Source organism: Curtobacterium sp. MCPF17_031, assembly GCF_003234035.1.
Classification (GTDB): domain Bacteria; phylum Actinomycetota; class Actinomycetes; order Actinomycetales; family Microbacteriaceae; genus Curtobacterium.
In genome coordinates, this window is sequence record NZ_QKSG01000005.1 from 92,751 (window position 1) to 118,405 (window position 25,655).

At 73.0% G+C, this 25,655-nt stretch carries 21 protein-coding genes and 1 riboswitch; of the genes, 15 read left to right on the forward strand and 6 right to left on the reverse strand.

What is annotated here, in order from left to right:
- Window positions 1–40: 40 nt before the first annotated feature.
- The 3 genes from thiD to thiM form a co-directional block, all read right to left on the reverse strand.
- Window positions 41–1,561, reverse strand: coding sequence for a bifunctional hydroxymethylpyrimidine kinase/phosphomethylpyrimidine kinase (gene thiD, locus DEJ31_RS09260; RefSeq protein ID WP_258366240.1), 1,521 nt, complete (start codon window positions 1,559–1,561; stop codon window positions 41–43).
- Window positions 1,558–2,223 carry a thiamine phosphate synthase gene (gene thiE / locus DEJ31_RS09265; RefSeq protein ID WP_110903068.1) on the reverse strand — a complete coding sequence of 222 codons (666 nt, stop codon included), beginning with the start codon at window positions 2,221–2,223 and terminating at the stop codon, window positions 1,558–1,560. The genes thiD and thiE overlap by 4 nt, the downstream gene beginning before the upstream one ends.
- The gene (thiM, locus tag DEJ31_RS09270; protein ID WP_110903069.1) at window positions 2,223–3,092 is read right to left on the reverse strand and encodes a hydroxyethylthiazole kinase; all 870 of its coding nucleotides are present in this window, start codon (window positions 3,090–3,092) and stop codon (window positions 2,223–2,225) included. The genes thiE and thiM overlap by 1 nt, the downstream gene beginning before the upstream one ends.
- A riboswitch (TPP riboswitch) is annotated at window positions 3,081–3,177 on the reverse strand. It overlaps the preceding gene by 12 nt.
- 67 nt (window positions 3,178–3,244) lie before the next feature.
- Here thiM and DEJ31_RS09275 point away from each other — a divergent pair.
- From DEJ31_RS09275 to DEJ31_RS09285, 3 genes are all read left to right on the forward strand, one after another.
- On the forward strand, window positions 3,245–4,192 hold the full coding sequence (locus DEJ31_RS09275) for an NUDIX domain-containing protein (protein WP_110903070.1): 948 nt from the start codon (window positions 3,245–3,247) through the stop codon (window positions 4,190–4,192).
- Window positions 4,193–4,320: 128 nt separating this feature from the next.
- On the forward strand, window positions 4,321–5,067 hold the full coding sequence (locus tag DEJ31_RS09280; protein WP_110903071.1) for a phosphotransferase enzyme family protein: 747 nt from the start codon (window positions 4,321–4,323) through the stop codon (window positions 5,065–5,067).
- A gap of 98 nt (window positions 5,068–5,165) precedes the next feature.
- Window positions 5,166–6,116, forward strand: a complete 951-nt coding sequence (locus tag DEJ31_RS09285; protein ID WP_110903072.1) for a DnaJ domain-containing protein — start codon at window positions 5,166–5,168, stop codon at window positions 6,114–6,116.
- Between the two features lie 46 nt (window positions 6,117–6,162).
- On the opposite strand, the gene DEJ31_RS09290 is transcribed toward DEJ31_RS09285, so the two are convergent.
- Complete coding sequence (locus tag DEJ31_RS09290) at window positions 6,163–6,525, reverse strand: RNA-binding S4 domain-containing protein (RefSeq protein ID WP_110903073.1); 363 nt, start codon at window positions 6,523–6,525, stop codon at window positions 6,163–6,165.
- A gap of 53 nt (window positions 6,526–6,578) precedes the next feature.
- On the opposite strand from DEJ31_RS09290, the gene DEJ31_RS09295 reads away from it, so the two are divergent.
- Both DEJ31_RS09295 and DEJ31_RS09300 read left to right on the forward strand, forming a co-directional pair.
- A complete protein-coding gene (locus tag DEJ31_RS09295; RefSeq protein ID WP_258366241.1) occupies window positions 6,579–6,878 on the forward strand; it encodes a hypothetical protein in 300 nt (99 codons plus the stop codon).
- 60 nt (window positions 6,879–6,938) lie between these two features.
- Window positions 6,939–8,111, forward strand: a complete 1,173-nt coding sequence (locus DEJ31_RS09300; protein WP_110903074.1) for a hypothetical protein — start codon at window positions 6,939–6,941, stop codon at window positions 8,109–8,111.
- Between the two features lie 91 nt (window positions 8,112–8,202).
- Here DEJ31_RS09300 and DEJ31_RS09305 read toward each other — a convergent pair whose 3' ends face one another.
- Window positions 8,203–9,771, reverse strand: coding sequence for a S1C family serine protease (locus DEJ31_RS09305; protein WP_111121729.1), 1,569 nt, complete (start codon window positions 9,769–9,771; stop codon window positions 8,203–8,205).
- A 190-nt stretch (window positions 9,772–9,961) separates the two neighbouring features.
- Here DEJ31_RS09305 and DEJ31_RS09310 point away from each other — a divergent pair, with 190 nt between their 5' ends.
- The 7 genes from DEJ31_RS09310 to DEJ31_RS09340 all read left to right on the forward strand — a co-directional run bounded on the left by DEJ31_RS09310 (window position 9,962) and on the right by DEJ31_RS09340 (window position 18,293).
- Window positions 9,962–10,996 carry an iron ABC transporter permease gene (locus DEJ31_RS09310; protein WP_111121730.1) on the forward strand — a complete coding sequence of 345 codons (1,035 nt, stop codon included), beginning with the start codon at window positions 9,962–9,964 and terminating at the stop codon, window positions 10,994–10,996.
- Complete coding sequence (locus DEJ31_RS09315) at window positions 10,993–12,000, forward strand: iron chelate uptake ABC transporter family permease subunit (RefSeq protein ID WP_258366242.1); 1,008 nt, start codon at window positions 10,993–10,995, stop codon at window positions 11,998–12,000. Before DEJ31_RS09310 ends, DEJ31_RS09315 begins: the two co-directional genes overlap by 4 nt.
- A 272-nt stretch (window positions 12,001–12,272) precedes the next feature.
- On the forward strand, window positions 12,273–14,672 hold the full coding sequence (locus DEJ31_RS09320; RefSeq protein ID WP_110903077.1) for a glycosyltransferase family 2 protein: 2,400 nt from the start codon (window positions 12,273–12,275) through the stop codon (window positions 14,670–14,672).
- Window positions 14,673–14,674: 2 nt separating this feature from the next.
- Window positions 14,675–16,258, forward strand: a complete 1,584-nt coding sequence (locus DEJ31_RS09325; RefSeq protein ID WP_110903078.1) for a chitinase — start codon at window positions 14,675–14,677, stop codon at window positions 16,256–16,258.
- 115 nt (window positions 16,259–16,373) lie between these two features.
- Window positions 16,374–16,844 (forward strand): FHA domain-containing protein, encoded by a 471-nt coding sequence (locus tag DEJ31_RS09330; protein ID WP_110903079.1) that lies wholly within the window; start codon window positions 16,374–16,376, stop codon window positions 16,842–16,844.
- A complete protein-coding gene (locus DEJ31_RS09335) occupies window positions 16,844–17,548 on the forward strand; it encodes a MerR family transcriptional regulator (RefSeq protein WP_110903080.1) in 705 nt (234 codons plus the stop codon). Before DEJ31_RS09330 ends, DEJ31_RS09335 begins: the two co-directional genes overlap by 1 nt.
- Before the next feature lie 184 nt (window positions 17,549–17,732).
- Window positions 17,733–18,293 carry a MerR family transcriptional regulator gene (locus DEJ31_RS09340; RefSeq protein ID WP_110825505.1) on the forward strand — a complete coding sequence of 187 codons (561 nt, stop codon included), beginning with the start codon at window positions 17,733–17,735 and terminating at the stop codon, window positions 18,291–18,293.
- Between the two features lie 323 nt (window positions 18,294–18,616).
- On the opposite strand, the gene DEJ31_RS09345 is transcribed toward DEJ31_RS09340, so the two are convergent.
- On the reverse strand, window positions 18,617–19,435 hold the full coding sequence (locus DEJ31_RS09345; protein WP_110903195.1) for a ParA family protein: 819 nt from the start codon (window positions 19,433–19,435) through the stop codon (window positions 18,617–18,619).
- A gap of 60 nt (window positions 19,436–19,495) precedes the next feature.
- On the opposite strand from DEJ31_RS09345, the gene DEJ31_RS09350 reads away from it, so the two are divergent.
- The 3 genes from DEJ31_RS09350 to DEJ31_RS09360 all read left to right on the forward strand — a co-directional run bounded on the left by DEJ31_RS09350 (window position 19,496) and on the right by DEJ31_RS09360 (window position 25,515).
- Window positions 19,496–22,906 carry a pyruvate carboxylase gene (locus DEJ31_RS09350; RefSeq protein ID WP_111121731.1) on the forward strand — a complete coding sequence of 1,137 codons (3,411 nt, stop codon included), beginning with the start codon at window positions 19,496–19,498 and terminating at the stop codon, window positions 22,904–22,906.
- 1 nt (window position 22,907) lies between these two features.
- Window positions 22,908–23,402, forward strand: a complete 495-nt coding sequence (def, locus tag DEJ31_RS09355; RefSeq protein ID WP_111044876.1) for a peptide deformylase — start codon at window positions 22,908–22,910, stop codon at window positions 23,400–23,402.
- Between the two features lie 211 nt (window positions 23,403–23,613).
- A complete protein-coding gene (locus DEJ31_RS09360) occupies window positions 23,614–25,515 on the forward strand; it encodes a hypothetical protein (RefSeq protein ID WP_111121732.1) in 1,902 nt (633 codons plus the stop codon).
- The last annotated feature ends 140 nt before the right edge of the window (window positions 25,516–25,655 follow it).

Genomic DNA, 25,655 nt, shown 5'->3' on the forward strand with positions numbered 1-25,655 from the left:
GCCGCTCGACCACTCGACCGGGAGGCCCGCCCCACCTCCGTCAGACCGACTCGCCCGGCTGTTCTGGCTGGCCCGGCTGTCCTGGCTGGCCCAGCTGTTCCGGCATCCGGAAGAAGGCGAGCTCCTGCGCCACCGACTGCCGGAAGGCGCGCGCCATCCGCCCGCGCAGCGCGGGGTCGGCCCGCCCGGCGAGCTCCTCGACGAGCTCCGTGGCCCGCGCGCTCGACGCTGCGAACCCGGGGTCCCCGTAGGCCGTGATCCAGTCCGCGAACGGGTGCCCGACCGGTGCCGTGCCGAGCCGTTCCCCGACCCAGGCGTAGACCCGGAAGCACGGGAGCACCGCCGCAGCGAGCACCGCGACGTCCCCGGAGTCGGCGCTCTGCCGTGCCGCGTCGGCGAGGTGCGCGATGTACCCGGCGCACACGGGGTGCACGGGGTCGTCGGCGTGGGACCCGGCGAGTCGACGGTGGTGCAGGTCGCGGGCCTCCGCGGCGCAGCCCTCGCTGGCGGTCGTCCAGAACGCGGCGGCGTCCCCGGTCGACCCGGCGGCGACCGCGGCGAGGTGCTGCTCGTACGCCCGGAGGTAGTGCACGTCCTGCGCCAGGTAGCCGGCGAAGACCTCGGGGTCGAGGGTGCCGTCGGCCAGGCCCCGGAGGAACCGGCAGTCCAGCGTCTCGTCGAGCACCTCGGCCGCATCGGTCCACCAGGCCTCGGTCAGCCGGGGTGTCGGGAGTGCCGAGCGCACGAGAGCGTTGTGGTCGATCGGTCCGTGGCCCTGTCCGACCCGCAGGGCATCGGCGCCGCGGAGGGCCGCGGTCAGCCAGGTCTTGGCCGCCCCGACCGCCAGCTCCCAGTCGCCGTGCCGGGCGACGAGCGTGGCGACCGCACTCGACAGCGAGCACCCGGTGCCGTGGGTGTTCGTCGTCGCGACCCGCGGTCCGCGGAAGACCCGGACGCTGCCGTCGGGGGAGACCAGTGCGTCGTCCGAGGACGGACCGTCGTCGTGACCGCCCTTCGCGAGCACCCGGACGTCCCACCGTCGGGCGACGGCGCGAGCGGCCTCGATCCCCTCGGTCGTCCGGGCATCGGCGAGCTGGGCGAGGACCCGGAGCTCGTCCCGGTTCGGGGTGACCAGGTCGGCCAGGGCGAACAGCTCGGTCATGGCCGACTCCGCATCCGCGTCGAGCAGGCGGTCGCCGCTCGTCGCCACCATCACCGGGTCGACGACCACCCACGCCGGTCGGTGCTCGCGGAGCCAGTCGACGACGACCCGCACCACCGCGGCCGTGCCGAGCATGCCGGTCTTCACCGCGTCCACGGTGACGTCGTCCGACACCGCGTCGAGCTGCTGCCGGAGGAACGCGGCGTCGGGGACGAGCACCGACCGGACCCCGAGCGTGTTCTGCGCGACCAGGGCCGTGACGACCGCCATGCCGTACCCGTCCTGGGCCGCGATCGACTTGAGGTCCGCCTGCACCCCGGCACCGCCCGTCGGATCGGTGCCGGCGATGCTCAGCACCCGCGGCAGCGGGGACACCGCTCTGCGCGTCTGACCGCTCACCGTGCCGCTCCGTCCCATGCGGCCACGAACGCCGCAGCGGCAGCGCCCGGATCGGGTGCCGCGCAGATCCCCGACACGACGGCGACCCCCGCAGCGCCGGCCTGCCGGAGCGGCCCCACGTCGTCCAGCGTCACCCCGCCGATGCCCACGCACGGCACCGTCGTCATGGCCGCGAGCCGCCCGAACCCGGCGACCCCGAGCGCCGGCGGGTGGTCCGGCTTCGTGTTCGTCGGGTGCACCACGCCGACCCCGAGCAGGTCCACCGAACCGGTGGGCATCGTCGCGACCTCCACCAGGTGCCGTGTCGTGTTCGCCGTCAAACCGACGTGGGCATCCGGGCCGAGCAGCGCACGAGCGGCGCTCGCCGGGACGTCCGACTGGCCGAGGTGCACGCCGGCGACCCGGTGCCCGGCATGCCGAGCGGCCAGGGCGACGTCGAGCCGGTCGTCCACGACTACCAGGGCCCGGTCGCCCACGGCGTCGGCCACCGCGGTCGTCAGCGCCAGGAGGTCCCGCGCCGACGCGGTCTTGTCACGCACCTGCACGATCCGGAGTCCCGCGCCCACCGCTGCCCGGACCACGCCGAGCACCCCGTGCCCGTGCCGAGCAGCCAGGGCGCTGTCGGTCACCAGGTAGACCCCGAATCCGTCCCTGCCGGGCATCAGGCGGCACCGCCGACGGAGTCACCGGGGACCGCAGCCGACGTGTCGGCGGTGATCCGGGCCTCCCGGACGACGTCCTCCGGCGTCAGTGCGGCGAGTCGGTCGAGGAACAGCGGCTGGAAGGTACCGGGGCCGCCGGCCTTCCGCGCCGCCAGCTCGGCCGCGATCGTGTGCACCGCCGTCGCCGCGACGGCCGCGTCGAGCGGACGTCCCGGAGCCACCGCGGCGAACGCCGCGACGACCGCGCCGAGGGCGCACCCACCGCCGGTGATCCGGGTGAGGAGTTCCGTCCCGTTCGCCACGCGCACCAGCCCCGTCGGCGCCACCAGCAGGTCGACCGGCCCGGACACCGCGACGGCCCCGACCGTCTCGTCCCGGACGGCGGTCAGCGCAGCGTCGCGGGCGTCCTCCGTCCCGACGATGCTGTCGACCCCGCGACCGCCGGCCGACACGCCGAGGACCGCGAGCACCTCCGACGCGTTCCCCCGGAGGACCGTCGGCCGGAGCGCGAGCAGGTCCCGCGCCAGGGCGGTCCGGACCGGCAACGACCCGACGGCCACCGGGTCGAGGACCCACGGCGTCCCCGCGACCACCGCGGCGGCGGCGGCCTCGATCGACGCGGTCAGCGGTTCGGCGTGCGGGGTGCCGGTGTTGACGAGCAGCCCGTCCGCGACGCCGGCGAACGGCCCCGCCTCGGTCGGCACGTCGACCATCGCGGCCGACGCCCCCAGCGCGAGCAGCACGTTCGCGGTGACGTTCTGCACCACCGTGTTCGTGATGCACTGCACCAGCGGCGCCCGCGTGCGGACGGCCTCCAGCAGTTCGGCGGTGCGGTGGGCCCAGTCAGTCGTGGGCGCAGCGTTCTCCATGGACGATCCCTTCGCGAGTACGAGCTCGAGCAGGTTCGACGGGTGTGATCTCAGCCGCTCGGATGCGGCACCCCGTGTCTCGGACGACACCGTACACGCATCCCCGCCGTCGTCCCGGGTCACCCGACGGACGTTTGTGGAAGGGTGGAGACGTGGACGACGAACGACGGACCGCGACCCCGGCAGGACCGCCGCCCGGACCCCCCTCCGGCCCCCGCGACCCCGGCGACGCCTGGGCCCACGGCGAGGACGGCACGAAGGCCTGGGGCCGCTTCGGCGCCGCCGGCCTGCTCGTCGACGACGGACACGGCCGCGTCCTCCTGCAGCACCGCGTCGAGTGGAGCCACCACGGCGACACCTGGGGCATCCCCGGCGGGGCACGCCACCAGCACGAGGACCCCGTCACCGCCGCCCTCCGCGAGTCAGCCGAGGAAGCCGGTGTCCCCGACGACGCCGTGGACCTCCGTCACACCGCCGTCCTCGACCTCGGCTTCTGGACGTACACGACCGTCGTGGGGCGGGCCTCCCGACCATTCGAACCGGTGATGGCCGACCGCGAGAGCCTCGCCCTGTCCTGGGTGCCCGTCGCCGACGTCGAGTCCCTCGACCTGCACCCCGGGTTCGGCCGGTCCTGGGCCGCCCTCCGCGCCACGCTCGACCGCACCCCGCACGTCGTCGTCGACGCCGCCAACGTCGTCGGCAGCGTGCCGGACGGCTGGTGGAAGGACCGCGCCGGCGCCGCCGCCCGACTCGTCGAGCAGGTCCGCGCGCTCGCCGCAGTCGGCGTCCCCGCGTCCGTGCTCGACCTGCCGTCGACCGCCTGGTGGCCCCGGTGGACCGTCGTGCTCGAGGGGGAGGCCCGCAGTGCCACCACGGACCCGGCACCGTCCGCCCCGCGGCCCGGTCTCCCACCGGTGACGATCGAGCGGGCGGCGGCGTCCGGTGACGACGCGGTCGTCGCCGTGGTCGAGTCCGCCGTCGCAGCCGGCGACGCCCCCGTCGTCGTCGTGACCGCTGACCGTGAACTGCGGGACCGGGTACAGGCGCTGGGCGCCGCCGTGCGGGGCCCGGGCTGGCTGCGGGAGCTGCTGCCCGACTGAGTCCGGCCTGCGCCTGCCGGAGTTGCTCGTGGCGCGCCGATCGGATGGTCGCCCGGCGACCCGCCCGAGGGCGGGCTCCGGCCACTACAGTGGCGAGCACGTCGACGACGACGCTCAGGAGGTTCCCCATGGAACGGATCACCAAGGCCGACGACCGGGTGCACCGGCCTGCCGGGCCGTGGACCCCCACCGTGCACCGCTTGCTGACACACCTGCACGAGCGGGGCTTCGTCGCGGCCCCCGCCCCGATCTCCCTCGGCGAGCAACTCGAGACCGTGACGTTCGTGCCGGGCGAGGCGGGCGAGTACCCCTGGACCGCCGACGTCGCGAGCGAGGCCGCCCTCGTCACCACCGCACGCCTGCTCCGGCAGCTCCACGACGCCGCCGCCTCGTTCCCGCGCGACGACACGACCGACGTGTGGTCGCAGGCCGGGCGTCTGCCGGTCGAGACGATCGTGCACGGCGACTTCGCCCCGTACAACGTCGTCTACGACGGCATCGCGGCGGTCGGCGTGATCGACTTCGACACCGCGCACCCGGGCCCGCGCGTGTGGGACGTCGCGAGTGCCGTCTACCGGTTCGCCCCGTTCACCAGCAGCGCCGACGAGGGGGCACCCGTGCCCGAGTTCGCCGACCGGCTGACCCGCGCCGCCGAGTTCTGCCGCGCCTACGGCCTGGACACCCGCTCGCGGAGCGTGCTCGTCGAGACGATGACGGGGAGCCTGGTGTCCCTCGTCACGACCATCGAGACCGAGGCCGCCGCCGGCAACCCGAAGTTCGTCAGCGACCTGGCGCACGGCCACGCGGAGCTCTACCGCGCCGACGTCGCCTGGCTCGAGGAGCACACGGACGCGATCACGGCCGCCCTGGTCTGACGCGGTCGGTCCGAGCCGGGAACGGCGCCACCGCTCAGCGCCCGCCCAGCCCGCTCGCGGCGGACACCGACCCGGCGTCGGGTAGCGTTCCTCCGGCCATGACCGACAGCCCGGCCGACGCCACCCCGTACGAAGTCCTCGGCGTCCCCGCGACCGCCGACGACGAGACCCTGCGCCGCGCCTACCGCCGCGCGGCCCGCGAGAGCCACCCCGACCTGGGCGGCGACCCGCAGCGCTTCCGCCGGGTGCAGATCGCCTGGGAGCGGATCGGCACCCCCGCGGCTCGCCGCGCCTACGACACCGGTGCGGTCCACTCCGGCTCGTCCTCGCCGTCGTCGGCACCGTCCGGCTCGGCGGCCTGGAGGAGCGGATCCGGCCGTGACGACTACGCACCCCCGACAGCGCGTCGCGACTCCCGCCCGCGGGCCCGGTCCCACGGGCACCCCGGCGGCCGGTCACGCGAGGTCTTCCTGGCCGCCGAACGCGAGTGGGTCGGACTCGGCGACCCGATCGAGGACCCCTACGACCCCGCCCTCGTCCGCTCGGCACCGCGGTCCGTCCGGCGGCTGCTCGGTGAGGCGCTGGCGGAAGAGGCGACCGCCGCGATCATCGCCGACATGGGCATCGGCGTCACGGTGTGGCACGACCTGGACGCCGGCACCGAGGGCAAGCTCGACCACGCCGTCCTGACCCCGACCGGGCTCTGGGCCGTCGAGTCGATCGACTGGGGTGGCCCGGTCGCGGTCGAGCACGGTGAGGTCGTCGGTGAGACCCTCGAGCCCGGGGAGCGCCCGGTCAAGGAGCTCGTCCGCGCGGCCCGAGCCGTGCAGAAGCAGACCCGCGTGCGCTTCACCGGGCGGCTGCTCGTCGTGCCGGACTCCGCGGTGGACGAGGACGTCGAACTCATCGGAACGCCCCGGAAGCCGACGGCGCTCATCGTCCGACGGGGTGCACTCGTGCAGGTGCTCGCCGGCAACTGGTCGCCGGACGGCTCGGTCGACGTCTTCGCGATCCGGGACCGCCTGCAGCAGACCGTCCGGTTCGTCTGATCCGTCGGAGCACCTGGTCGTCGGCGTACCTGGCCGGTCGGGCCGGTCAGTACCCGCGGAGCTTCTCGAGGTCGCGGCGCTCCCGCTTGCTCGGCCGCCCGGCGCCTCGTTCGCGGATCGGGACGAAGCCGGCCTCCTCGCGGGGGAGGCGGGGCGGGGTGTTGTCCTCGAGGTGCTTCGCCGCCTCGGCCGCGCTCACCCGCTTGAGGATGATGCTCTTCACGACGACGATCCGGTCGAACCCGGCCTGCCGGACGCGGACCTCGTCGCCGGGTCCGACGGGCTGGGACGGCTTCGCCCGCTCGCCGTTGACCTTCACGTGGCCCGCCTTGCACGCCGTCGTCGCAGCGGACCGGGTCTTGGTGATCCGGACCGCCCAGATCCAGCTGTCCACCCGGGCCTTGTCCATCCGGCCACCCTAGCCGTGGCGGTCGGGCGGACCCCGGGCCGTACCCTCGAGGCATGTCCGACGCCCGACCCGACCTCGACGGTGCACCGGCCGCCGCCTCGTCGCAGGCCGACATCGCGCGTGCCCGGGCCCTCGCCGCGCTGGACGCCGCAGCGCTCGGCGACCGGTTGGTCGTCCGCGCGCACGACGGGGACGGTGCCCGTGACGCCCTGGGCGAGCTGACGGGACGCACCACCGAGACGGTGACCATCGTCACCCGTCGCGGTCCGGTCACGGTCCGACGTACCGATGTCGTCGCCGCGAAGCCCGTCCCACCGCCACCACCGCCGCGCCCCCGCCGGACGACCGGGTGATCCGCGCCACCCCGGCGAGCCGCTGAGCGCAGGCCACGGGCGCGCACGTAGCCTCGCAGCATGCTCGTCCCCGACCCACCCGCCGCCGCTGCCGGGCAGACCGAGGACCGCACCGCCCGTGTCCGCTTCGTCCGTCCGACCGGCTGGCGCACCGAGGAGCCAGCCGGTGCCGACCTCCGCGTCCGGGGCGACGACGTCGTCCTCACCGTCCGCTCCCGCCCGAGCGACCGGGCGATCGGCGACGAGAACGCCTCGCTGCTCGAACGGCTGCCGGGCTCGGTCGACGGGCTGCTCCTCGTGGGCTGCGACGTCTGGACCACCGCCGGCGCGCCCGCGCGTCTGGTCGAGTACGTCCGCCCCGATGAGGAGGGTGACGTCGCCGGCGCGCACCTGCTCCTGGTCACGGGCCGCCACCGCGTCGACCTGACGGTCGAGCGGCCACTCGCACGGATGACCGCGACGGATGACACCGTCTTCGCCGTCCTCGACTCCGTCCGGGTCCTCGACCGGGTCACCGCCAGTGAGTCCCGCACCCTCGAGTCCCTGCCCGTCCTGCTCGCCGGCTCCACCCTCACCGGCCCGTCCCTCGGTGCCGAGGCCGTCTCGACCCTGCAGAACCTCGCCGGGCGGCGCTGGAACCCCGCCCTCCTCCGCACCGACGGCGGCCGCGAACTCGTCGCCGCCGACCTGGTCGGCCGATTCGGCACGGTCCCGCCCGAGACGGCGACCGTCCTCGCCCCCTGGGCCGAGGGGGTGCAGCCGACCACGCTGGACCAGCACGACGACGACGGGCGGGTGACGCGCCTCCAGGCCTGGTCCGGCACAGTCGTCGACACCGGAGCGGACGGCCGGTCCGTGGTCGCGTCCGTCCCACCGGAACGGGTGGTCGGACTGCTGGCCGGGAGGCTCGGCATCCGCCCGACGTGGACCTGGCCGTTCCGCACCGCGGTCCTGCCCGGCGACCTGCTCGACCGACGTCTGGCCGGTGGCCCGTCCGCCCCCGACCTGCCGCGCGCCGTCGCGTCGGCCGACCCGACCCTGGCCGCGTTCTGGTCGGCCCCGTGGACGGTGTCGGCGCTGCTGCGCCCGGGGCGACCCCGGCCGCTCGTCGTCGTCTCCGCGGCCGGGATCGGCTTCGCCCGCGTGGGACGGACCGAGGGCGGGACGACGGCGTTCACGGCCGAGGCGTCGGCGAACGTCCACCGGACCCTCGTCCGCGCGCTGCTCGGCTGACGGGCTCGTCCCGACCAGGCCGCACAGCACGATGCCCACACCGGGAGGCGCGGGCATCGTGCGGTGGGGACGAGGCGACGGCCTCGTGCCCTCAGGCGGCGGGGCCGGCCGTCAGGGTGACGGTCGCGGTCGTCGCGGTGCCGTCGCTCGTCGTGTAGCCGACCGAGACCCGGTCGCCGACGTCGTGCCCGCTGATGAGCTTCGTCAGCTGGTCCGAGCTCGTGACCGCGGTGCCGTCGACACTCGTGATCGTGTCGCCCGCAGCCAGGCCGGCGCTCGCGGCCCCGGAGCCCTCGACGGTGCCGGCGATCGGCACGCCGCTGGTCGTCCCGGTCGCGGTGCTGCTGATCTGCACACCGAGGAACGCCGGCAGGCCGATCGTGATCGTGCCCGAGGAGTCGCCCGCCAGGATCTTGTCCGCGATCGACTTCGCCGTGCTGATCGGGATCGCGAACCCGGTGACGTCGGCGGTCCCGGAGGACGCTGCGGTCGCCATGCCGACGACCTCGCCCTCACTGTCCAGGACCGGCCCGCCGGAGTCGCCTGAGACGACCTGTGCGGCGAGCTGCAGGAGCCCGGTCAGGGACTCGGTCCCGGTGCCCGACTCGCTCTGCACCTGGATGTCCTGGTCGGTGGCGGTCACGGTCCCCTCGGCGGCCACCAGGTCACCGGTGCCCTCGGCGTTGCCGACGTCGGTGATCGCGTCACCGGTCGAGGCGCCGCCGTCGTCGTCGAGGGTGACGGTGGACAGCCCGGAGGCGTCGCGCAACTTGAGGACCGCGACGTCGTTCGTCGCGTCCGCCCCGACGACGTCGGCGGTGTACTGCTCGCCGGTCGTCTCGTCGGTGACCCGGATCGACGTGGCGCCCTGGATGACGTGGTTGTTCGTCAGGACGGTGCCGTCTGAGGTCAGGACCATGCCGGTGCCGGCGGCCTGCTGGGACTGGTCGTAGCCGATCACGGTGTCGATCGTCACGACGCCCTTCTCCTGCGCGGTGGTCGCCGGGGTGGCGGCGGACTCGGACGCGCTGCCGGTCCCGTCCGTGCCCGAGCCGTCGGTCCCCTGGCCGGGGACGGTGAAGCCGTTCGTGCCGCTGCCGTCACCCGGGGTCGTGCCGTTCCCCGGAGTCGTGGTGGTGCCCTGGGAAGAACTGCCCTGGGTCTGGCTGGACGTCGTCGTGGTGCGCACCGACGACAGCCCGAGCGCGGTGCCACCGGCAGCGCCGACGATCGCGAGCGCCGTGATGCCCGAGCCGATCGCCAGTGCCAGCTTCCGGGAGCGTCGGTTGGTGCCGGGCGCCGTGCCGAACGCCCCGGTCCAGCCCTGCGGCGCCACCGGGTTCGCTGCGCCGTACTGCGCTCCGCCGTACTGCCCGCCGTGCTGTTGCGTCCCACCCAGCGCCGGGCTGCCGACGAGGTACGGGCCACGGCCGTCGGGGGAGTAGGCGTACGGACCGGAGCCGTCGGGCCCGTACAGGTACGGACCGGAGCCGTCGAAGGCGAAGGCGGGGCGGAGGGTCGACCGGTCCGCGTGCGGCGGCTCCCACGACGGGAGCTGCTCCTGCTGCGGGGTGTCCGGCTGCTGGACATGCTCCGGCTGCTGGACCTGCTCCGGCTCGCGACACTCGTCGTCCGGGGTGGGGTTCGGGGTCTCGTTCATCGGTGCTCTCCGGTCGTTCCTCGCGGCCCCGTCGGCCGCCGATGGATGTCAGTACAGGCCTCGATCCCATGACGACCCCATGAACCGACCATGGTGGTGCCGAGCAGCTGCTCGACGGTTGCCGACAGCGGCACCGCGGCCCCGCGGACCCGCCGCGGGAGGGCCATCCGTTAGGCTCGCCTCACTTCCCATGCGATCCCGATCCGTCGCGCCTCCCGCGCCCGCTCCCGTGTCCCGGTTGGTGCTCGCCACCGTCCTCGCGGTCGTGGTGCTCGCGGTCGCCTGCGCGCTGAGCGTCGCCGTCGGGTCGCGTCCGATCCCGCTCGGTGTCGTCGTCGACACGCTCCTCCACCCGGGGCGACACGACGAGATCGGACTCATCGTGCTCGGCAACCGCGTGCCCCGAACCGTCGTCGGGCTGCTCGCCGGCGCTGCCCTCGGCGTCGCCGGGGCCGTCATGCAGGGGATCACCCGCAACCCGCTCGCCGACCCGAGCATCCTCGGCGTCAACGCCGGCGCCGCGCTCGCGGTCGTCGTCGGCATCGCGGTGTTCGGCATCAGCGGCACCGCCACCTACCTGCCCTTCGCGTTCGCCGGGGCTGCTCTGGCCGCACTGCTCGTGTACGGCATCGCCGCCGTCGCCCGAGGTGGGCTGACCCCGGTCGGGCTCGCCCTGTCCGGAGCCGTCACCGCCGCCGCGCTCTCGTCGGTGACGACCGCGGTGCTCGTCACGAACGCCAGCCTGCTCGACCAGCTCCGCTTCTGGCAGGTCGGGGCCCTCGCCGGCGGGGACCTCGGCACGGCCGGCGTCGTCGTGACGCCGGTCGTCGTGGGGCTCGTCATCGCCGTCGGTCTCGGACGCTCGCTCAACACCCTGGCGCTCGGTGACGAGCTCGCGGCGTCGCTCGGACAGCGCGTCGTGCTCGTCCGGGCTGTCGGCGCCGTCGTCACCGTGCTCCTCGCCGGTTCCGCGGTCGCCGCCGCCGGACCCATCGCCTTCGTCGGGCTCGCCGTGCCGCACGCCGTCCGCCGACTGTCCGGGCCCGACCACCGCTGGACGATCCTCCTGTCCGCCGTCGTCGCCCCCGCGCTCCTGCTCGTCGCCGACGTCATCGGCCGGGTCGTCGCGTACCCGGGGGAGCTGCAGGTCGGCATCGTCACCGCGCTCATCGGCGCCCCGGTCTTCATCGCACTCGTCCGGTCCCGGGCGGTGCGAGGACTGTGAGCGGCACCGTGGCGAACCGTCGGCGGGGCACGCTCCGCCGGGAGCTCGTCGTCCTCGTCGGCGCCGTGGCCGCGCTCGTCGTCCTCGTCCTGGTCGGACTCGGCGTCGGCGACATCCCGCTCTCGCCCGCGCAGGTCCTCAGCACCCTCGTCGGGCACGGCGACACGATCTCGGACTTCGTGCTCGGGCAACTCCGTGGGCCGCGCGTCCTGGCGGCCGTCCTCGTCGGTGCCAGTCTCGGTGCGGCGGGGGCGATCGTGCAGAGCGTCGTCCGCAACCCGATCGCCAGCCCGGACATCATCGGCATCACCGCCGGGGCCAGCGCCTCCGGCCTCGTGGCGATCGTCCTGTTCGGTGCCTCCGGCGTGCTGCTCTTCGGTGTGGTGCTCGTCGGCGCGGTCGCCGTCGCGGTGCTCATCGCCGCGTTGGCCTGGCGGCGGGGGATCACCGGCAACCGCGTCGTCCTCGTCGGCGTCGGCGTCGGCGCGATGGCCATCAGCGTGACCGGCTGGTTGCTCACCAGTGGCAGCGTCCAGCAGGCCGGAACTGCGCTCCTGTGGCTCTCCGGCAGCCTCAACGCCGTCGACCGCACCGTCGTCGGCGCGCTCCTGGTCGGCTTCCTCGTGCTCATGGCGCTCGCCCTCGTGCAGTCGCCGCGGCTCGCGGTGCTGACACTCGGGGACGACGTCGCGGCCTCCCTCGGACTCCGACCGGACCGGGCGAAGGTGCTGCTCCTGCTCACCGCGGTGCTCCTCACCGCCGGTGCCGTCGCCACCGCCGGACCGGTCTCGTTCGTCGCGCTGATGGCGGCACCCATCGCCCGGCGGCTCGTCGGCGGCGGGCGCATCGCTCTCGGCCCGGCCGCGGCCGTCGGTGCCGTCGTCACCCTCGGGTCCGACCTGGTGGCGCAGTTCGCGCTGCCGGGCGTGACCCTGCCGGTCGGTGTGGTCACCGGACTCGTCGGAGCGCCCTACCTGCTCTGGTTGCTCGCCCGCGGGCGCTGAAGCCCGCCCACCGCCGGGCGGGGGCGGGTGACCGACGTGCACCGCGCCTCCAGGTCGTCTCCAGGCGTCGGTCGGACTCGCCGCGCCACCCCCGGACGCGGGGTCGATGCGGGTCCGCGCGCAGGCTTGCGGGATCCCGCACGAGGTGCCCGGAACCCCCCGTCCGAGGGTCCGCACCTCGACAGCCGTCGCCGTACCGTCATCGGCGACCACCGGACTCCCGACAGCGCCCACACCCGACGGCTGCTGGTCCGGTACGAACGAAGGACAGCATGCCCGAACAGCTCGACGACGCCCCGATGCGCCGCCGCCAGTGGGGTGCCGAGCGGCGGACCCAGCCGCTCGACACGATCCACGCCCGCCCCTCCGACCGGAAGCTCGTCTCCGGCCGGGTCGCCATCATCCTGACGATCGCGTTCTGGCTGGCCTACGTCGTCTACACGGTGATCCGCCAGTTCCTGGACTCCGGCACCGAGAGCTTCCGGTTCACGACCGAGGCGATCTCGTACACCGTCGTCGTCACCTTCCTGACCTTCTCGGCCCTGATGCACCTGGTCGCCCGCCAGGGGGCACTCGAGCGTTTCGCCACCCACGTCCGCGTCCCGCGCGCCGAGCTCGACCGGCACTTCGCCGAGGGGCACGAGTCGCCGCTCACCGTCCTCGTGCCGAGCTACGCCGAGGAGCCCGAGGTCGTCGCGACCACGCTGTGGTCCGCCGCACTGCAGGAGTACCCGAACCTCCGCATCGTGCTGCTCGTCGACGACTCGCCGTTCCCGACCGACCCGGAGACCGCCGCGAAGCTCGAGCGCACCCGCGCCGTCGCCGACACCATCCAGAGGCAGCTCGCCGCGCCGTCCCGCCGGTTCCAGGAAGCCCTGCTCTCCGCCGAGGTCGAGGCCGCCAACGCCCCGCAGGCTTCCGTGGAGGCCGTGCGCACCCTGGTCGCGCACCACCGCTGGGCAGACGCCTGGCTCCGCCGCCACGCCCGCGAGCACGGCGTCGCCGACCACGTCGACCACTTCTTCACCGACCAGGTCCTCGTCGGCCTGGCGGACGAGTTCCGCCTGACGGCCGAGGCGCTCGACGCCGCGATCATCGACGCCGGGGACGCCGAGTCCACCGACGTCACCTCGGCCCGCGCGGTCGAGCTGCAGCGTCGCCTGGCCTGGACCTTCACCGCCGAGCTCACCACCTTCGAGCGGAAGCGCTCCGCGAACCTCTCGCACGAGGCGAACAAGGCGATGAACCTGAACTCGTACATCGGCCTGCTCGGCAGCGCCTACCGCCACGAGGAGACCGCGTCCGGCACCGTCCTGCGCACCGTCACCGACCCGGCCGACGCCGACCTGGTCGTGCCCGCGTCCGACTACGTGCTGACGCTCGACGCCGACTCGGTGCTGCTCCGCGACTACTGCCTCCGCCTGGTCCACTTCCTCGAGCAGCCGGAGAACGAGCGCGTCGCCGTCACCCAGACGCCGTACTCGTCCTTCCGCGGTGCCGCGACCCGCATCGAGCGCCTCGCCGGTGCGACGACCGACATCCAGCACATCCTGCACCAGGGCATGTCGAAGTACGGCGCCACCTTCTGGGTCGGCGCGAACGCGGTCATCCGCACCCGGGCGCTCCGCGACATCGAGGAGACCGAGACCGTCGGCGGCTTCGAGGTGAAGCGGTACGTGCAGGACCGCACCGTCATCGAGGACACCGAGTCGAGCGTCGACCTGGGCATGCACGGCTGGACCCTCGTCAACTACCCGGAGCGCCTGTCCTACAGCGCCACCCCGCCGGACTTCGGCTCCCTGATCGTGCAGCGGCGACGCTGGGCGAACGGCGGCCTGCTCATCCTGCCGAAGTACATCCGCCAGGTGCGCGAGCGCCGGGCCCGCGGTGAGCGCGTCAGCGTGGTCGAGATGGCGCTCCGCGTCAACTACATGGCGTCGATCGCCTGGGGGTCGCTCGGCCTCATCTTCCTGCTGGCGTACCCGTACGACTCCCGACTGCTCAGCCCGATGGTGCTGCTCGCCGCCCTGCCGTACTTCTGGCTCTTCGCGAGCGACCTGCGCTACTGCGGGTACAAGCGGACCGACATCCTGCGCATCTACGGGTTCAACCTGATCCTCATGCCGGTGAACGTCGCCGGTGTGCTGAAGAGCGTGCAGCAGGCCCTCACCGCGAAGAAGATCCCGTTCGCCCGCACGCCCAAGGTCCGCGACCGGACGGCATCACCCGCGCTGTACGTCCTGGCTCCGTACGCGATGGTCGCGTTCTCGGTGTTCACGTTCGTGCGGGACTTCGGCGCGCAGAACTGGGGCAACGCGGTGTTCGCCGCGTTCAACGCCCTGCTCGCGATGTACGCGATCGTCGCCTACATCGGCCTGTGGAACTCCGTCGTCGACGTCTTCATCTGGGCGACGAAGTGGATGTTCTACGACCCGTCCGCCCGCGCCGCACGCCGCGCCGCCCGGAAGGACGAGCGCGCCTCCGCGAAGGCGGTCCGTCGCGGTCTCGTCCCGGAGGCGGCACCCGCCACCGAAGACTGGCGCTCCGTGCTCTACTTCGGCCAGCGCGGCACCACCATCCCCGAGCACCTGGGGACCGACCACCTCGGGACCGGCACCGCCGGCACCCGGCACGGCCTCACCGTGCAGCACGACGAGAAGACGGCGGCCTGACCATGAGCACCACACGACGACTCTCCCCGGTCCGGGTCGCCCTGGCCACCGTGGTCGCCCTCGCGGTCGCCGTCGGCGGGTACGCCGGCGTCGACCGGTGGCAGAGCGCCCAGGCATCCGAGACGGTGGAGCCCTGGTTCGCCGCCTACACGGACGTCACCGTCACCCCGACGTTCCCGTTCGAGGACGTCAAGTCCGCGAAGGGCCGCGACGTCATGCTGTCCTTCGTCGTCGCGGGCCACGACGAGGCCTGCACCCCGACCTGGGGCGCGGCCTACGGGCTCGAGGAAGCAGGGGACCAGCTCGACCTGGACCGCCGCATCGCTCGACTGGAGCAGCAGAAGGGCGCCGTCGGTGTCTCGTTCGGCGGTCTGGCCAACGACGAGCTCGCATCGACGTGCACGGACCAGCACAAGCTCGTGTCCGCCTACGGGAGCGTCGTCAAGCGGTACGACGTCTCCACAGTCGACTTCGACATCGAGAGCGACGACCTCACGAAGACGGCAGCCGGCAAGCGCCGGGCCCAGGCGGTCGCGGACCTGCAGGCGCAGCGTCGTCACGCCGGTCATCCGCTCGCCGTTTGGCTCACCCTGCCGGCAGCGCCCGGTGGCCTCACCGCCGACGGCACGAAGGCCGTCGCGCAGTTCCTCCACGCCGGGGTCGACCTGGCGGGCGTGAACGCGATGACGATGGACTACGGCGACGGCAAGGGCTCCAGCCAGAGCATGTACTCCGCGTCCGTCGAGACCCTGCAGCAGGTCCACCGCCAGCTCGGCATCCTCTACACCCGCGCCGGGACCCCGCTCGGCGACCGCACCCTCTGGCACAAGACCGGGGCGACGCCGATGATCGGGCAGAACGACGTGCCGGACGAGGCCGTCACGCTCGCCGACGCGACGAAGCTGAACGCCTGGGCACGGCAGCAGGGGCTCGGCCGGATGTCGATGTGGTCCCTCAACCGCGACACCACCTGCGGCTCGAACTACGTGAACCTGTCCACCGTGTCGAACTCGTGCTCGGGGGTCGACCAGGACGGCAAGCTGTTCGCCGACGTGCTCGGCAAGGGCTTCAGCGGCGGCATCGTCGCGGCGTCGGGCGACGTCACGAAGGCCGAGCCGTCCTCCACCACGCAGCCGTCCGACGACCCGTCGACCAGCCCCTACCCGGTGTGGGACAAGGAGTCGGCCTACCTCGAGGGCACGAAGACCGTCTGGCACCACAACGTCTACGAGGCCAAGTGGTGGACCTCCGGCGACCTGCCCGACGACGCCGTGCTCAGCTCGTACGAGACGCCGTGGCAGCTCGTCGGCCCGGTGCTGCCGGGTGAGAAGCCGGTCGCGCCCGTGAGCCTGCCGACCGGGACGTACCCGGCGTGGTCGGGCACCACGACCTACGACACCGGCGACCGGGTCCTGTTCGACGGCACGCCGTACCAGGCGAAGTGGTGGAACACCGGCGACAGCCCGGAGGCCTCGACCAGCGACCCCGACGGCTCGCCCTGGACCCGCCTCAAGGACTCCGAGGTCCAGGAGATCCTGCACGACGCGGGGTCCGGGAAGGTCGCCCGGGCAGGGTCCGCCGGTTGACGGACGGGAGGCTCCCCACCGGCCGGTGGGGAGCCTCCCGTGTCCCCTGGGGACGGGGCTCTCGCTGACGCGCTCGTTTCCGATACGCTGGGCGACCAAGAGGAGGAGGTCCACGATGCCAGATCCAGTGGTCCCGCAGCCGGGACGTCCGGAACAGCGGCTGGTCGACACCACGCTGACCTTCAGCATGGAGAACGCTGCGGCGCTCACGCCCGAGGCCGGAGTCACAGCGGAAGAACGCGACGCGATCTCGGCGCTGCCGTCGGGTTCGGCGTTGCTCGTCGTCCGTCGCGGCCCGAACGTCGGTGCGCGGTTCCTCCTCGACTCCGACGTCACGACGGCCGGCCGACACCCCGACGCGAGCATCTTCCTCGATGACGTGACGGTGTCGCGCAAGCACGCCGACTTCGTCCGTCGCGGGACGTCGTTCAGCGTGAAGGACCTCGGTTCCCTGAACGGGACGTACTTCGACGGTGTCCGCATCGACGAAGCACTGCTCGTCGACGGCTCCGAAGTCCAGGTCGGCAAGTTCCGGCTGACGTTCTACGCCTCCCGGGTCGACCTGGCGCGCCTGGCGAACGCGTAGTGGCACCCCGCTCCGCTGCGGCGCGGGCGGTGTCCCCGGCGCCGGACCTGCTCACGATCGGGCAGGTCCTCGCCCGCCTGAAGCCGGAGTTCCCCGACCTGTCGAGCTCCAAGCTGCGCTTCCTCGAGGAGCGCGAACTCGTCACGCCGGTGCGCACCCAGAGCGGCTACCGGAAGTTCTCGTCGACCGACGTCGACCGGCTGCGCATCGTGCTCGGGCTGCAGCGTGACCACTACCTGCCGCTCAAGGTCATCAAGGACTACCTGGCCGACCTCGACGCCGGACGCGAACCGACCCTCCCGGGTGGTGGCGACGTGCCGCGGCCGTCGATGCTCGGGCGCGAGCGCCGGTACTCCCGCGACGAACTGCAGCGTGCTGCCGGAGCGTCGCCGATGCTCGTGGGCGACGCGGTGTCCGCCTCGCTCATCCCGGCGTCCGACACCTACGGCGAGGACTCGGTCGGTGTGCTGAAGGCCCTCGTCGAGCTGCAGCGCTCCGGCATCGAGCCCCGGCACCTCCGCACCTTCCGCAGCACCGCTGAGCGCGAGGTCGGTCTCATCGAGTCCGCGCTCATGCCGGTGTCCCGTCGTGGTGACGCCACGTCCCGTGCGAAGGCGCTCGAACTCGCCCGGGAGATCGCCGGACACCTCGAGGTCATCCGCTCGTCACTCATCCGTGCGGCCATCGGTCGGCTCGACTCGTGAGCGGTCCGGGCGGGTCGGACCCTCGACGGCGGTCGGTGCCGGGGCATATCCTCGACACGCCGGACGCGCCGGTGCGGATGTCCCGCTTCCACGCCGCCCGACTCGCTACCGTGGACCTCGGAACAACTCTCAACCCGCTGTTGAAGCTTCGGGTGGGAGCTCGATCGTCGTGGAAGGCAAGCTGATGAGTGGGAACGATGTCCCCGGTACCCCGTCTGACATGACGCGGTACGACCTCGGGCTGCTCTTCACCGACGGCCTGCCCGAGCACGACGAGCAGAACGGCTACCGCGGCACCGTCGCTGCGAAGGCCGCTGGCATCAGCTACCGACAGCTCGACTACTGGGCCCGCACCGAACTCGTGCAGCCCACGATCCGCGGCGCTGCCGGCTCGGGGTCGCAGCGGCTCTACGGCTTCCGCGACATCCTCGTCCTCAAGCTCGTCAAGCGCCTGCTCGACACCGGGATCTCCCTGCAGCAGATCCGCACCGCCGTCAACCAGCTCCGCGAAGCCGGCGTGAGCGACCTGGCGCAGACGACCCTGATGTCCGACGGCGCCTCGGTGTACCTGTGCACCTCGGACGACGAGGTCATCGACCTGGTCTCTCGCGGACAGGGTGTCTTCGGCATCGCCGTGGGCAAGGTCCTGCGCGAGGTCGAGTCCTCCCTGGTGGAGCTCGACGCCACCCCGGCGGAGGACCCGAGCGACGAGCTCGCCGCCCGCCGGGCCACCCGCGCGTCCTGACCGTCCCGGCTGTCGTGTCGTGACCATCCCGGTTCCGACGCCCGCCTGACTGCCGCGCCCCGCCCCTCCCGTCCCACGTGTGCTCGGCGAGGTCGCGTGTTCTGCCGCCTCCACGGCTGCGGGCCGACAGTTCGTGCGACGTCGGCAGCGGTCACGCGGCGTGTTGCGCGACCTCGGGAGGCGCGGAGGACCGCGTTGGTCCCGTCCGGTCGGCAGGTGAGCGCGGCCGACACCGGCCACCACCCCAGCACGTGGCACCGCCGGGGACCCCCGGGAACGACGAAGGGCCGCCCGGGGGCGACCCTCCGAGCGACGGACGAACGTCAGGCGATCGCGCCCGCGCCGTCCGCGTACGGCCCGATCTTGCCCGTGCGCATGATCCGCTCGAGCAGCTGGTCGAAGTTCCGTGCCATCTCCTGCGCGGACTCGCCCGGCCAGACGTGCAGGGGCTTCGCCGCACCCTGCGCCTGCTGGAGCGACGTGCGCTCCGGCAGCTGCGGCGAGAGCACGAGCGGCCCGAACATGTCGCGGAGCTCCTTGATGCGGAACTGGTGCTCGAGCGACTGCACCCGAGCGCGGTTCACGATGATGCCCAGGGGCTGGAGGCGCGGCGAGAGACCACGACGGATCTCCTCGATCGCGCGGAGGGCCCGGTCAGCGGCGGCGACGGAGAACAGTCCGGGCTCGGTGACGACGGAGACCCGGTCGGAGGCGGCCCACGCGGTGCGGGTCAGCGCGTTCAAGGACGGGGCGCAGTCGATGAGGACGAGGTCGTAGTCGGCCTCGACGTTCGCCAGCGCCTCCTCCAGCTTCCAGATGTCGCGGATCGACGGGTGTGGCCCGTCGAAGTTGATGGCCGAGGGCGACCCGACCATGACATCGATCTTGCCCTGGGAACCCTTCGTCCAGCCGGACGGCGCGATGGCCTGGCGGACGATCTTCTCCTTCGGGTTCTCGAGGACGTCGGCCACGTTGAGGTGACCGGTCAGGTCGATGTCGAGGCCCGTGGAGACGTCCGACTGGGGGTCGAGGTCCACCACGAGGGTGCGCAGACCCCTGGCGAACGCCGCTGACGTCAGGCCGAGCGTCACCGTCGTCTTGCCGACACCGCCCTTGAGGGAGCTCACGCTGAGTACATGCACGATGAGCAACGTTACCGCCAGTAAGGTTGTGAGACCTCAACCCGGGCTGAAAGGGACCTCGTGTTCACCAAGATCCTGGTCGCGAACCGTGGCGAGATCGCCATCCGGGCCTTCCGCGCAGCGTACGAGCTCGGTGCCCGGACCGTGGCGGTCTACCCGTACGAAGACCGCAACTCCCTGCACCGGTTGAAGGCCGACGAGGCCTACCTGATCGGCGAACGCGGCCACCCGGTCCGCGCGTACCTGGACGTCTCGGAGATCATCCGGGTGGCCCGCGAGTCAGGGGCGGACGCGATCTACCCGGGCTACGGGTTCCTGTCCGAGAACCCGGAGCTCGCCGCCGCGGCCGCCGCGGCCGGCATCACCTTCATCGGCCCGGGCGAGCACGTTCTCGAGATGGCCGGCAACAAGGTGACCGCGAAGGAGCACGCCATCGCCGCGGGCGTCCCGGTGCTCGCGAGCACCCCGGCCAGTCGCGACGTCGACGAACTCGTCGCGGGCGCCGAAGCGATCGGGTTCCCGGTGTTCGCGAAGGCCGTCGCCGGTGGTGGTGGTCGTGGCATGCGCCGCGTCGAGACCGCCGCCGAGCTCCGGCCGGCGCTCGAAGAGGCCATGCGCGAAGCCGACAGTGCGTTCGGTGACCCGACGATGTTCCTCGAGATGGCGGTGCTGCGGCCGCGCCACATCGAGGTCCAGATCCTGGCGGACGCCACCGGCACCGACGCCGGCACGATCCACCTGTTCGAGCGGGACTGCTCGGTGCAGCGCCGCAACCAGAAGGTCGTCGAGATCGCCCCGGCGCCGAACCTCGACCCCGCCGTCGCCGCGGCACTGCACCGGGACGCCGTGGCCTTCGCCCGGTCGATCGGGTACGTCAACGCCGGCACGGTCGAGTTCCTGCTCGACACCGTGGGCGAGCGGGCCGGCCAGCACGTCTTCATCGAGATGAACCCGCGCATCCAGGTCGAGCACACCGTGACGGAAGAGGTCACCGACGTCGACCTCGTCCAGTCGCAGATGCGCATCGCCGCGGGAGAGACCCTCGCCGACCTCGGCCTGTCGCAGGACACGGTGTCGGTGCACGGTGCGGCGCTGCAGACGCGCATCACGACCGAGGACCCGACGCAGGGCTTCCGGCCCGACACCGGCCGCATCACCACCTACCGCAGCCCGGGCGGTGCCGGCGTCCGCCTGGACGGCGGCACGGTGGCCACGGGTGCCCAGATCAGCCCGCACTTCGACTCGATGCTCGCGAAGATGACGTGCCGCGGTCGGGACTTCCCGGCGGCAGTCGCCCGCGCGCGTCGTGCCCTCGCCGAGTTCCGGATCCGCGGCGTCAGCACGAACATCCCGTTCCTGCAGGCCGTCCTGGAGGACCCGGACTTCGCCCGCGGTGACGTCTCCACGGCGTTCATCGGCGAGCGTCCGCAGCTCTTCGACGGCCACGTGTCGAAGGACCGCGGCACGAAGGTGCTCAACTGGCTCGCGGACGTCACGGTGAACAAGCCGAACGGCTCGCCGGCCGTGCACGTGGTCGACCCGGCGCTGAAGCTGCCGGCGGCCGACCTCACCGCGCCGCTCCCCGAGGGGCAGCGCGACCTGCTGCTCCGCGTCGGACCGGCCGAGTGGGCTCGTTCGCTCCGCGCACAGACCGCCCTGGCCGTCACCGAGACCACGATGCGGGACGCGCACCAGTCGCTCCTCGCCACCCGGGTCCGCACGAAGGACCTCGTCGCGGTCGCCCCGTACGTCGCCCGGCTCACCCCGCAGCTGCTCAGCGTCGAGGCCTGGGGCGGAGCCACCTACGACGTCGCCCTCCGGTTCCTCGGCGAGGACCCGTGGGAACGCCTGACGTCGCTGCGCCAGGCGATGCCGAACCTCCCGATCCAGATGCTGCTGCGCGGCCGCAACACGGTCGGCTACACGCCGTACCCGACCGAGGTGACGGACGCGTTCGTGGCCGAGGCTGCCGTCACCGGCGTCGACGTGTTCCGGGTCTTCGACGCACTGAACGACGTGAGTCAGCTGCGTCCCGCCCTGGAGGCCGTGCTCGCCACCGGCACGGCCGTCGCGGAAGCGGCGCTCTGCTACACCGGCGACCTCCTCGACCCGGCCGAGGACCTCTACACGCTCGACTACTACCTGCGGCTCGCTGAGCAGATGGTCGACGCCGGTGCGCACGTCATCGGGATCAAGGACATGGCGGGTCTCCTCCGCGCAGGGGCGGCCGAGAAGCTCGTCGCCGCGTTGCGGGAACGGTTCGACCAGCCAGTGCACGTGCACACCCACGACACCGCGGGCGGGCAGCTCGCGACGCTCCTCGCGGCCTCCCGTGCCGGCGCGGATGCGGTCGACGTCGCGGCGGCGCCGATGGCGGGCACGACCAGCCAGCCGAGCATGTCCGCCCTGGTGGCAGCGCTCGCGCACACCGAGCGGGACACCGGCATCGACCTCGGTGCCGTCGGCGACCTCGAGCCCTACTGGGAAGCGGTCCGCCGCGTCTACGCACCGTTCGAGTCCGGGCTCGCCGGGCCGACCGGCCGCGTCTACAAGCACGAGATCCCCGGCGGGCAGCTGTCGAACCTCCGCCAGCAGGCCATCGCGCTCGGGCTCGGCGACCGGTTCGAGCAGGTCGAGGACTGGTACGCCGAGGCGAACCGGATCCTCGGACGCCCGCCCAAGGTCACCCCGTCGTCGAAGGTCGTCGGCGACCTCGCCCTGCAGCTCGCCGCCGTCGACGCCGACCCGGCGGACTTCGAGCAGCACCCCGAGAAGTACGACGTGCCCGACTCCGTGATCGGGTTCATGGCGGGGGAGCTCGGCGACCTGCCCGGTGGCTGGCCGGAGCCGTTCCGCTCGAAGGTCCTGGCCGGCCGTGACGTCCGGATCGCCGTGACGCCGGTGCCGGAGCACGAGCGTGCCGCGCTCGACACCCCGGGGACCGTGCGGCAGCAGGCCCTGAACCGTCTGCTGTTCGAGCAGCCGACCCGGCAGTTCCAACAGGTCCGCGACGAGTTCGGCGACCTGTCGATCGTCCCCACCGTGGACTACCTCTACGGCCTCCGGGCAGGCGAGGAGCACGTCGTGCCGCTCGGCAGGGGCGTGAACCTGCTCGTCGGGCTCGAGGCGATCGGCGAGGTCGACGCGCGGGGCATCCGGACCGTCATGACGACCATGAACGGGCAGCTGCGGCCGGTGGCCGTGCGCGACCGCTCGGTCGTCGTCGAGACCAAGGCCGCCGAGAAGGCGGACCGGTCCGACCCGAAGCACGTCGCCGCCCCGTTCGCCGGGGTCGTGACGCTCAAGGTCGCCGTCGGTGACGTCGTCGAGGCCGGTCAGGCCGTGGCGAGCATCGAGGCGATGAAGATGGAAGCGGCCATCACGGCACCCGTCGCGGGGACCGTCGGCCGTCTCGCGATCCCGGTGACCCAGCAGGTGGACGCCGGCGACCTCCTGGTGGTGCTGCAGTAACGTGACCGTCCGTCCCATCCGCCTGTTCGGCGACCCCGTCCTCCGTTCGCCCGCCGACCCGGTCCGCATCGGGTCCGACGGCATCCGCGAACTCGTGCAGGACCTCATCGACACCGTCCAGGAGCCCGGCCGCGCCGGCGTCGCGGCTCCGCAGATCGGCGTCGGGCTCCGGGCCTTCTCGTACAACGTCGACGGGGAGGTCGGGTACGTCCTCAACCCCGAGGTCGTCGAGACGTCCGGCGAGCCCGAGCTGATGGACGAGGGCTGCCTGTCCGTGCCCGGCCTGGCCTACCCGACGAAGCGCTTCCCGTACGCCAAGGTCCGCGGGGTGGACGTCGACGGCGAGCCGGTGGAGCTCGAGGGGACCGGACTGATGGCCGAGGCCCTGCAGCACGAGTGCGACCACCTGGACGGCACCGTCTACGTGATGACCCTCGACCCGGAGACCCGTCGGCAGGCGCTCCGGGACATCCGCGCACAGGACTGGTTCCACTAGGACGCACGACGTCCTGCGGCTCGCAGGACCGTACGACTGCGCGCCGTGGACCGTCCGCCTTCCGCTGCCGCGTACGGCGTCGTAGGCTCCGGTCGACGACCTCGTGCGCTCCCGACGTGCCGACCCCGAACCGGGGGTCGGAACGGCCGTGTCGTCTGTCCACCGGTTCGCCCGGTCAGCGGGCCCCGGACGACCAGGCAGGGGACGACAGATGCACGACGACACCTCCATCCAGCGGCTGGCGCCACGCGCACCGGGGCAACGACGAGCCGCGACCGTCGCCACGGCGATCGCGGTCGCGGTCGGTCTGACTCTCGGCGCGGTGGTCGGTGCGCCGGTGCGGGCGAGCGCGGCGACCACGGAGTCCGAGGCGGCCGACTACGCCAGCGACGCGTTCGGCGATGCCTGGGACTTCACCAGTGCAGCGGACTTCAACACCGACTTCTCGGGGACACGGGCGACGGTGTCGGGCGGTGCACTCAAGGTGGGACTGACGCCGGGAGACCAGCTGTTCCTGGTGCACTCGATCTCGGGCAGCCTGGCGACCGGCCGGGACGGCGCTCGTCAGCCGGTCGACCCGGCACGGTACTCGCGGCTGACCTTCTCGATGGACCAGCCGCTGACCAAGCGCATCGGCGCGGTGTACTGGTTCACCTGCCGCGAGCAGACCGCGGCGTGCGGCGGCGGCTTCACCTTCCCGGTCGTGCAGGGCCCGCACATCTACACGTTCGACCTCGCGAAGCAGTCGACCCTGCTCGCGAAGGTGCCGTGGCGGTCCGGCAAGAAGGTGGTCTTCCGCCTCGACCCGGTGGTCCTCCCGGGGAACGCCGGTGACACCGGCAAGCAGGCGAGCATCGACTGGGTGCGGCTGCACGCGGCACCGGACGCCTCCCACCCCCACGCCGGCATGCCCGCGGGGACCTACCCGGGCTACACCGTGACCCCGCGACCCCAGCTCGTCGTGGACACCCCGAACCCCACGCAGGGGCAGGACTACGCGACGGCCACCACCGGTCGCCCCTGGAACTTCACCTCGGCCACGGCGACCTCGCACGTCAAGTACTCGAACGCCACCGTGCTGTCCCGCGACAGCCGGGGCATCACCGCCCGGAACACCGGCCCCCACCAGAACGACCCGCAGGTCCACCTGCCGGTCTCGCGGATGGCGGGGAGCACCTACCACTACCTGCAGTGGGACATGCGGTACAACGGACCGTTCGACCTGTCCGGTTCGGCCGGCGGCGGCAAGATGGCCCGGGCGATCTGGAACGTCGCGGGGACGGGCACACCGCAGATCGGCAACGACCTCCTGACCTACTCGAACGGCAACGCCAGCGAGACGAGTGTCGACCTGACGGCACAGAACCCGCTGGACGAGGACGCCCTCACCCCGAAGGCCGGATGGGCCGGACAGACGATCACCGGCCTCCGCTTCGACCCGAACGAGGACCCGGGCAAGGCCGTCTGGCACCTGAAGTCCGTGCACCTGCGCGCGGACCCTGCGGCGACCGGGTCCACCACGGTGACCTTCCACGACAACGCCTGGGTGGCGGGCAGCACCGCGGACGTCACGGTGCGCACCGGCAGCGGGGCGTGGCAGCGCATCGCCACCGGTGTCGCCGTGACGAAGGGGGCGAACTCGGTGCCGTTCCGACTCGGCTCGATGCCCGCCGGCAAGTACGCCGTGCAGGTCACGCTGCGGCACCCGGACGGCAGTTCGGACAACGAGACCGCCGGCGCGCCGGTCGTCATGAAGGCCGGTCCGGTGGCCTCGGTGGACCGCTCGCACGACCCCGTCGGCCGCCTCGACTCCGCGACCGCCGGCAGCGGTGGCGTCACCGTCACGGGCTGGGCGTACGACCCGGACACGCGCAACCCGCTCGCGGTCGCCCTCTACGACGGGAAGACCGGGACGAAGAGCCTCGGACGGGTGTCCACGTCGCTCGCCCGTCCGGACGTCGTCCGGGCACACCCCGCCGCTCCGGCCGCGTCCGGGTACTCCACGACGGTCCGGCTGTCGGCGGGCACGCACGACGTCTGCGCCTACGGGATCAACGTCGGCGCCGGGTCGACGAACCCGCTGCTCGGCTGTCGGTCGGTCACCGTCCGCTGACCTCGTCGCGTCCTCCGGTCGTCGCACCGGGGGACGCCCTCGGGGGACGGAACGTGACACCCGGACGCGGGATTGTCGCACTGTCCTCATCGCGAGGTACGGTGTTCCGCAGTCGGTCACCCGCCGGCGGTTCCCACTCT

Excerpts from the sequence above, each read along its gene's own strand:
- thiE (WP_110903068.1), bottom strand. The coding sequence starts at position 2,223 with ATGCCCGGCAGGGACGGATTCGGGGTCTACCTGGTGACCGACAGCGCC.
- thiM (WP_110903069.1), bottom strand. The coding sequence starts at position 3,092 with ATGGAGAACGCTGCGCCCACGACTGACTGGGCCCACCGCACCGCCGAA.
- DEJ31_RS09280 (WP_110903071.1), top strand. The coding sequence starts at position 4,321 with ATGGAACGGATCACCAAGGCCGACGACCGGGTGCACCGGCCTGCCGGG.
- DEJ31_RS09285 (WP_110903072.1), top strand. The coding sequence starts at position 5,166 with ATGACCGACAGCCCGGCCGACGCCACCCCGTACGAAGTCCTCGGCGTC.
- DEJ31_RS09290 (WP_110903073.1), bottom strand. The coding sequence starts at position 6,525 with ATGGACAAGGCCCGGGTGGACAGCTGGATCTGGGCGGTCCGGATCACC.
- DEJ31_RS09295 (WP_258366241.1), top strand. The coding sequence starts at position 6,579 with ATGTCCGACGCCCGACCCGACCTCGACGGTGCACCGGCCGCCGCCTCG.
- DEJ31_RS09300 (WP_110903074.1), top strand. The coding sequence starts at position 6,939 with ATGCTCGTCCCCGACCCACCCGCCGCCGCTGCCGGGCAGACCGAGGAC.
- DEJ31_RS09305 (WP_111121729.1), bottom strand. The coding sequence starts at position 9,771 with ATGAACGAGACCCCGAACCCCACCCCGGACGACGAGTGTCGCGAGCCG.
- DEJ31_RS09310 (WP_111121730.1), top strand. The coding sequence starts at position 9,962 with ATGCGATCCCGATCCGTCGCGCCTCCCGCGCCCGCTCCCGTGTCCCGG.
- DEJ31_RS09320 (WP_110903077.1), top strand. The coding sequence starts at position 12,273 with ATGCCCGAACAGCTCGACGACGCCCCGATGCGCCGCCGCCAGTGGGGT.
- DEJ31_RS09325 (WP_110903078.1), top strand. The coding sequence starts at position 14,675 with ATGAGCACCACACGACGACTCTCCCCGGTCCGGGTCGCCCTGGCCACC.
- DEJ31_RS09330 (WP_110903079.1), top strand. The coding sequence starts at position 16,374 with ATGCCAGATCCAGTGGTCCCGCAGCCGGGACGTCCGGAACAGCGGCTG.
- DEJ31_RS09340 (WP_110825505.1), top strand. The coding sequence starts at position 17,733 with ATGAGTGGGAACGATGTCCCCGGTACCCCGTCTGACATGACGCGGTAC.
- DEJ31_RS09360 (WP_111121732.1), top strand. The coding sequence starts at position 23,614 with ATGCACGACGACACCTCCATCCAGCGGCTGGCGCCACGCGCACCGGGG.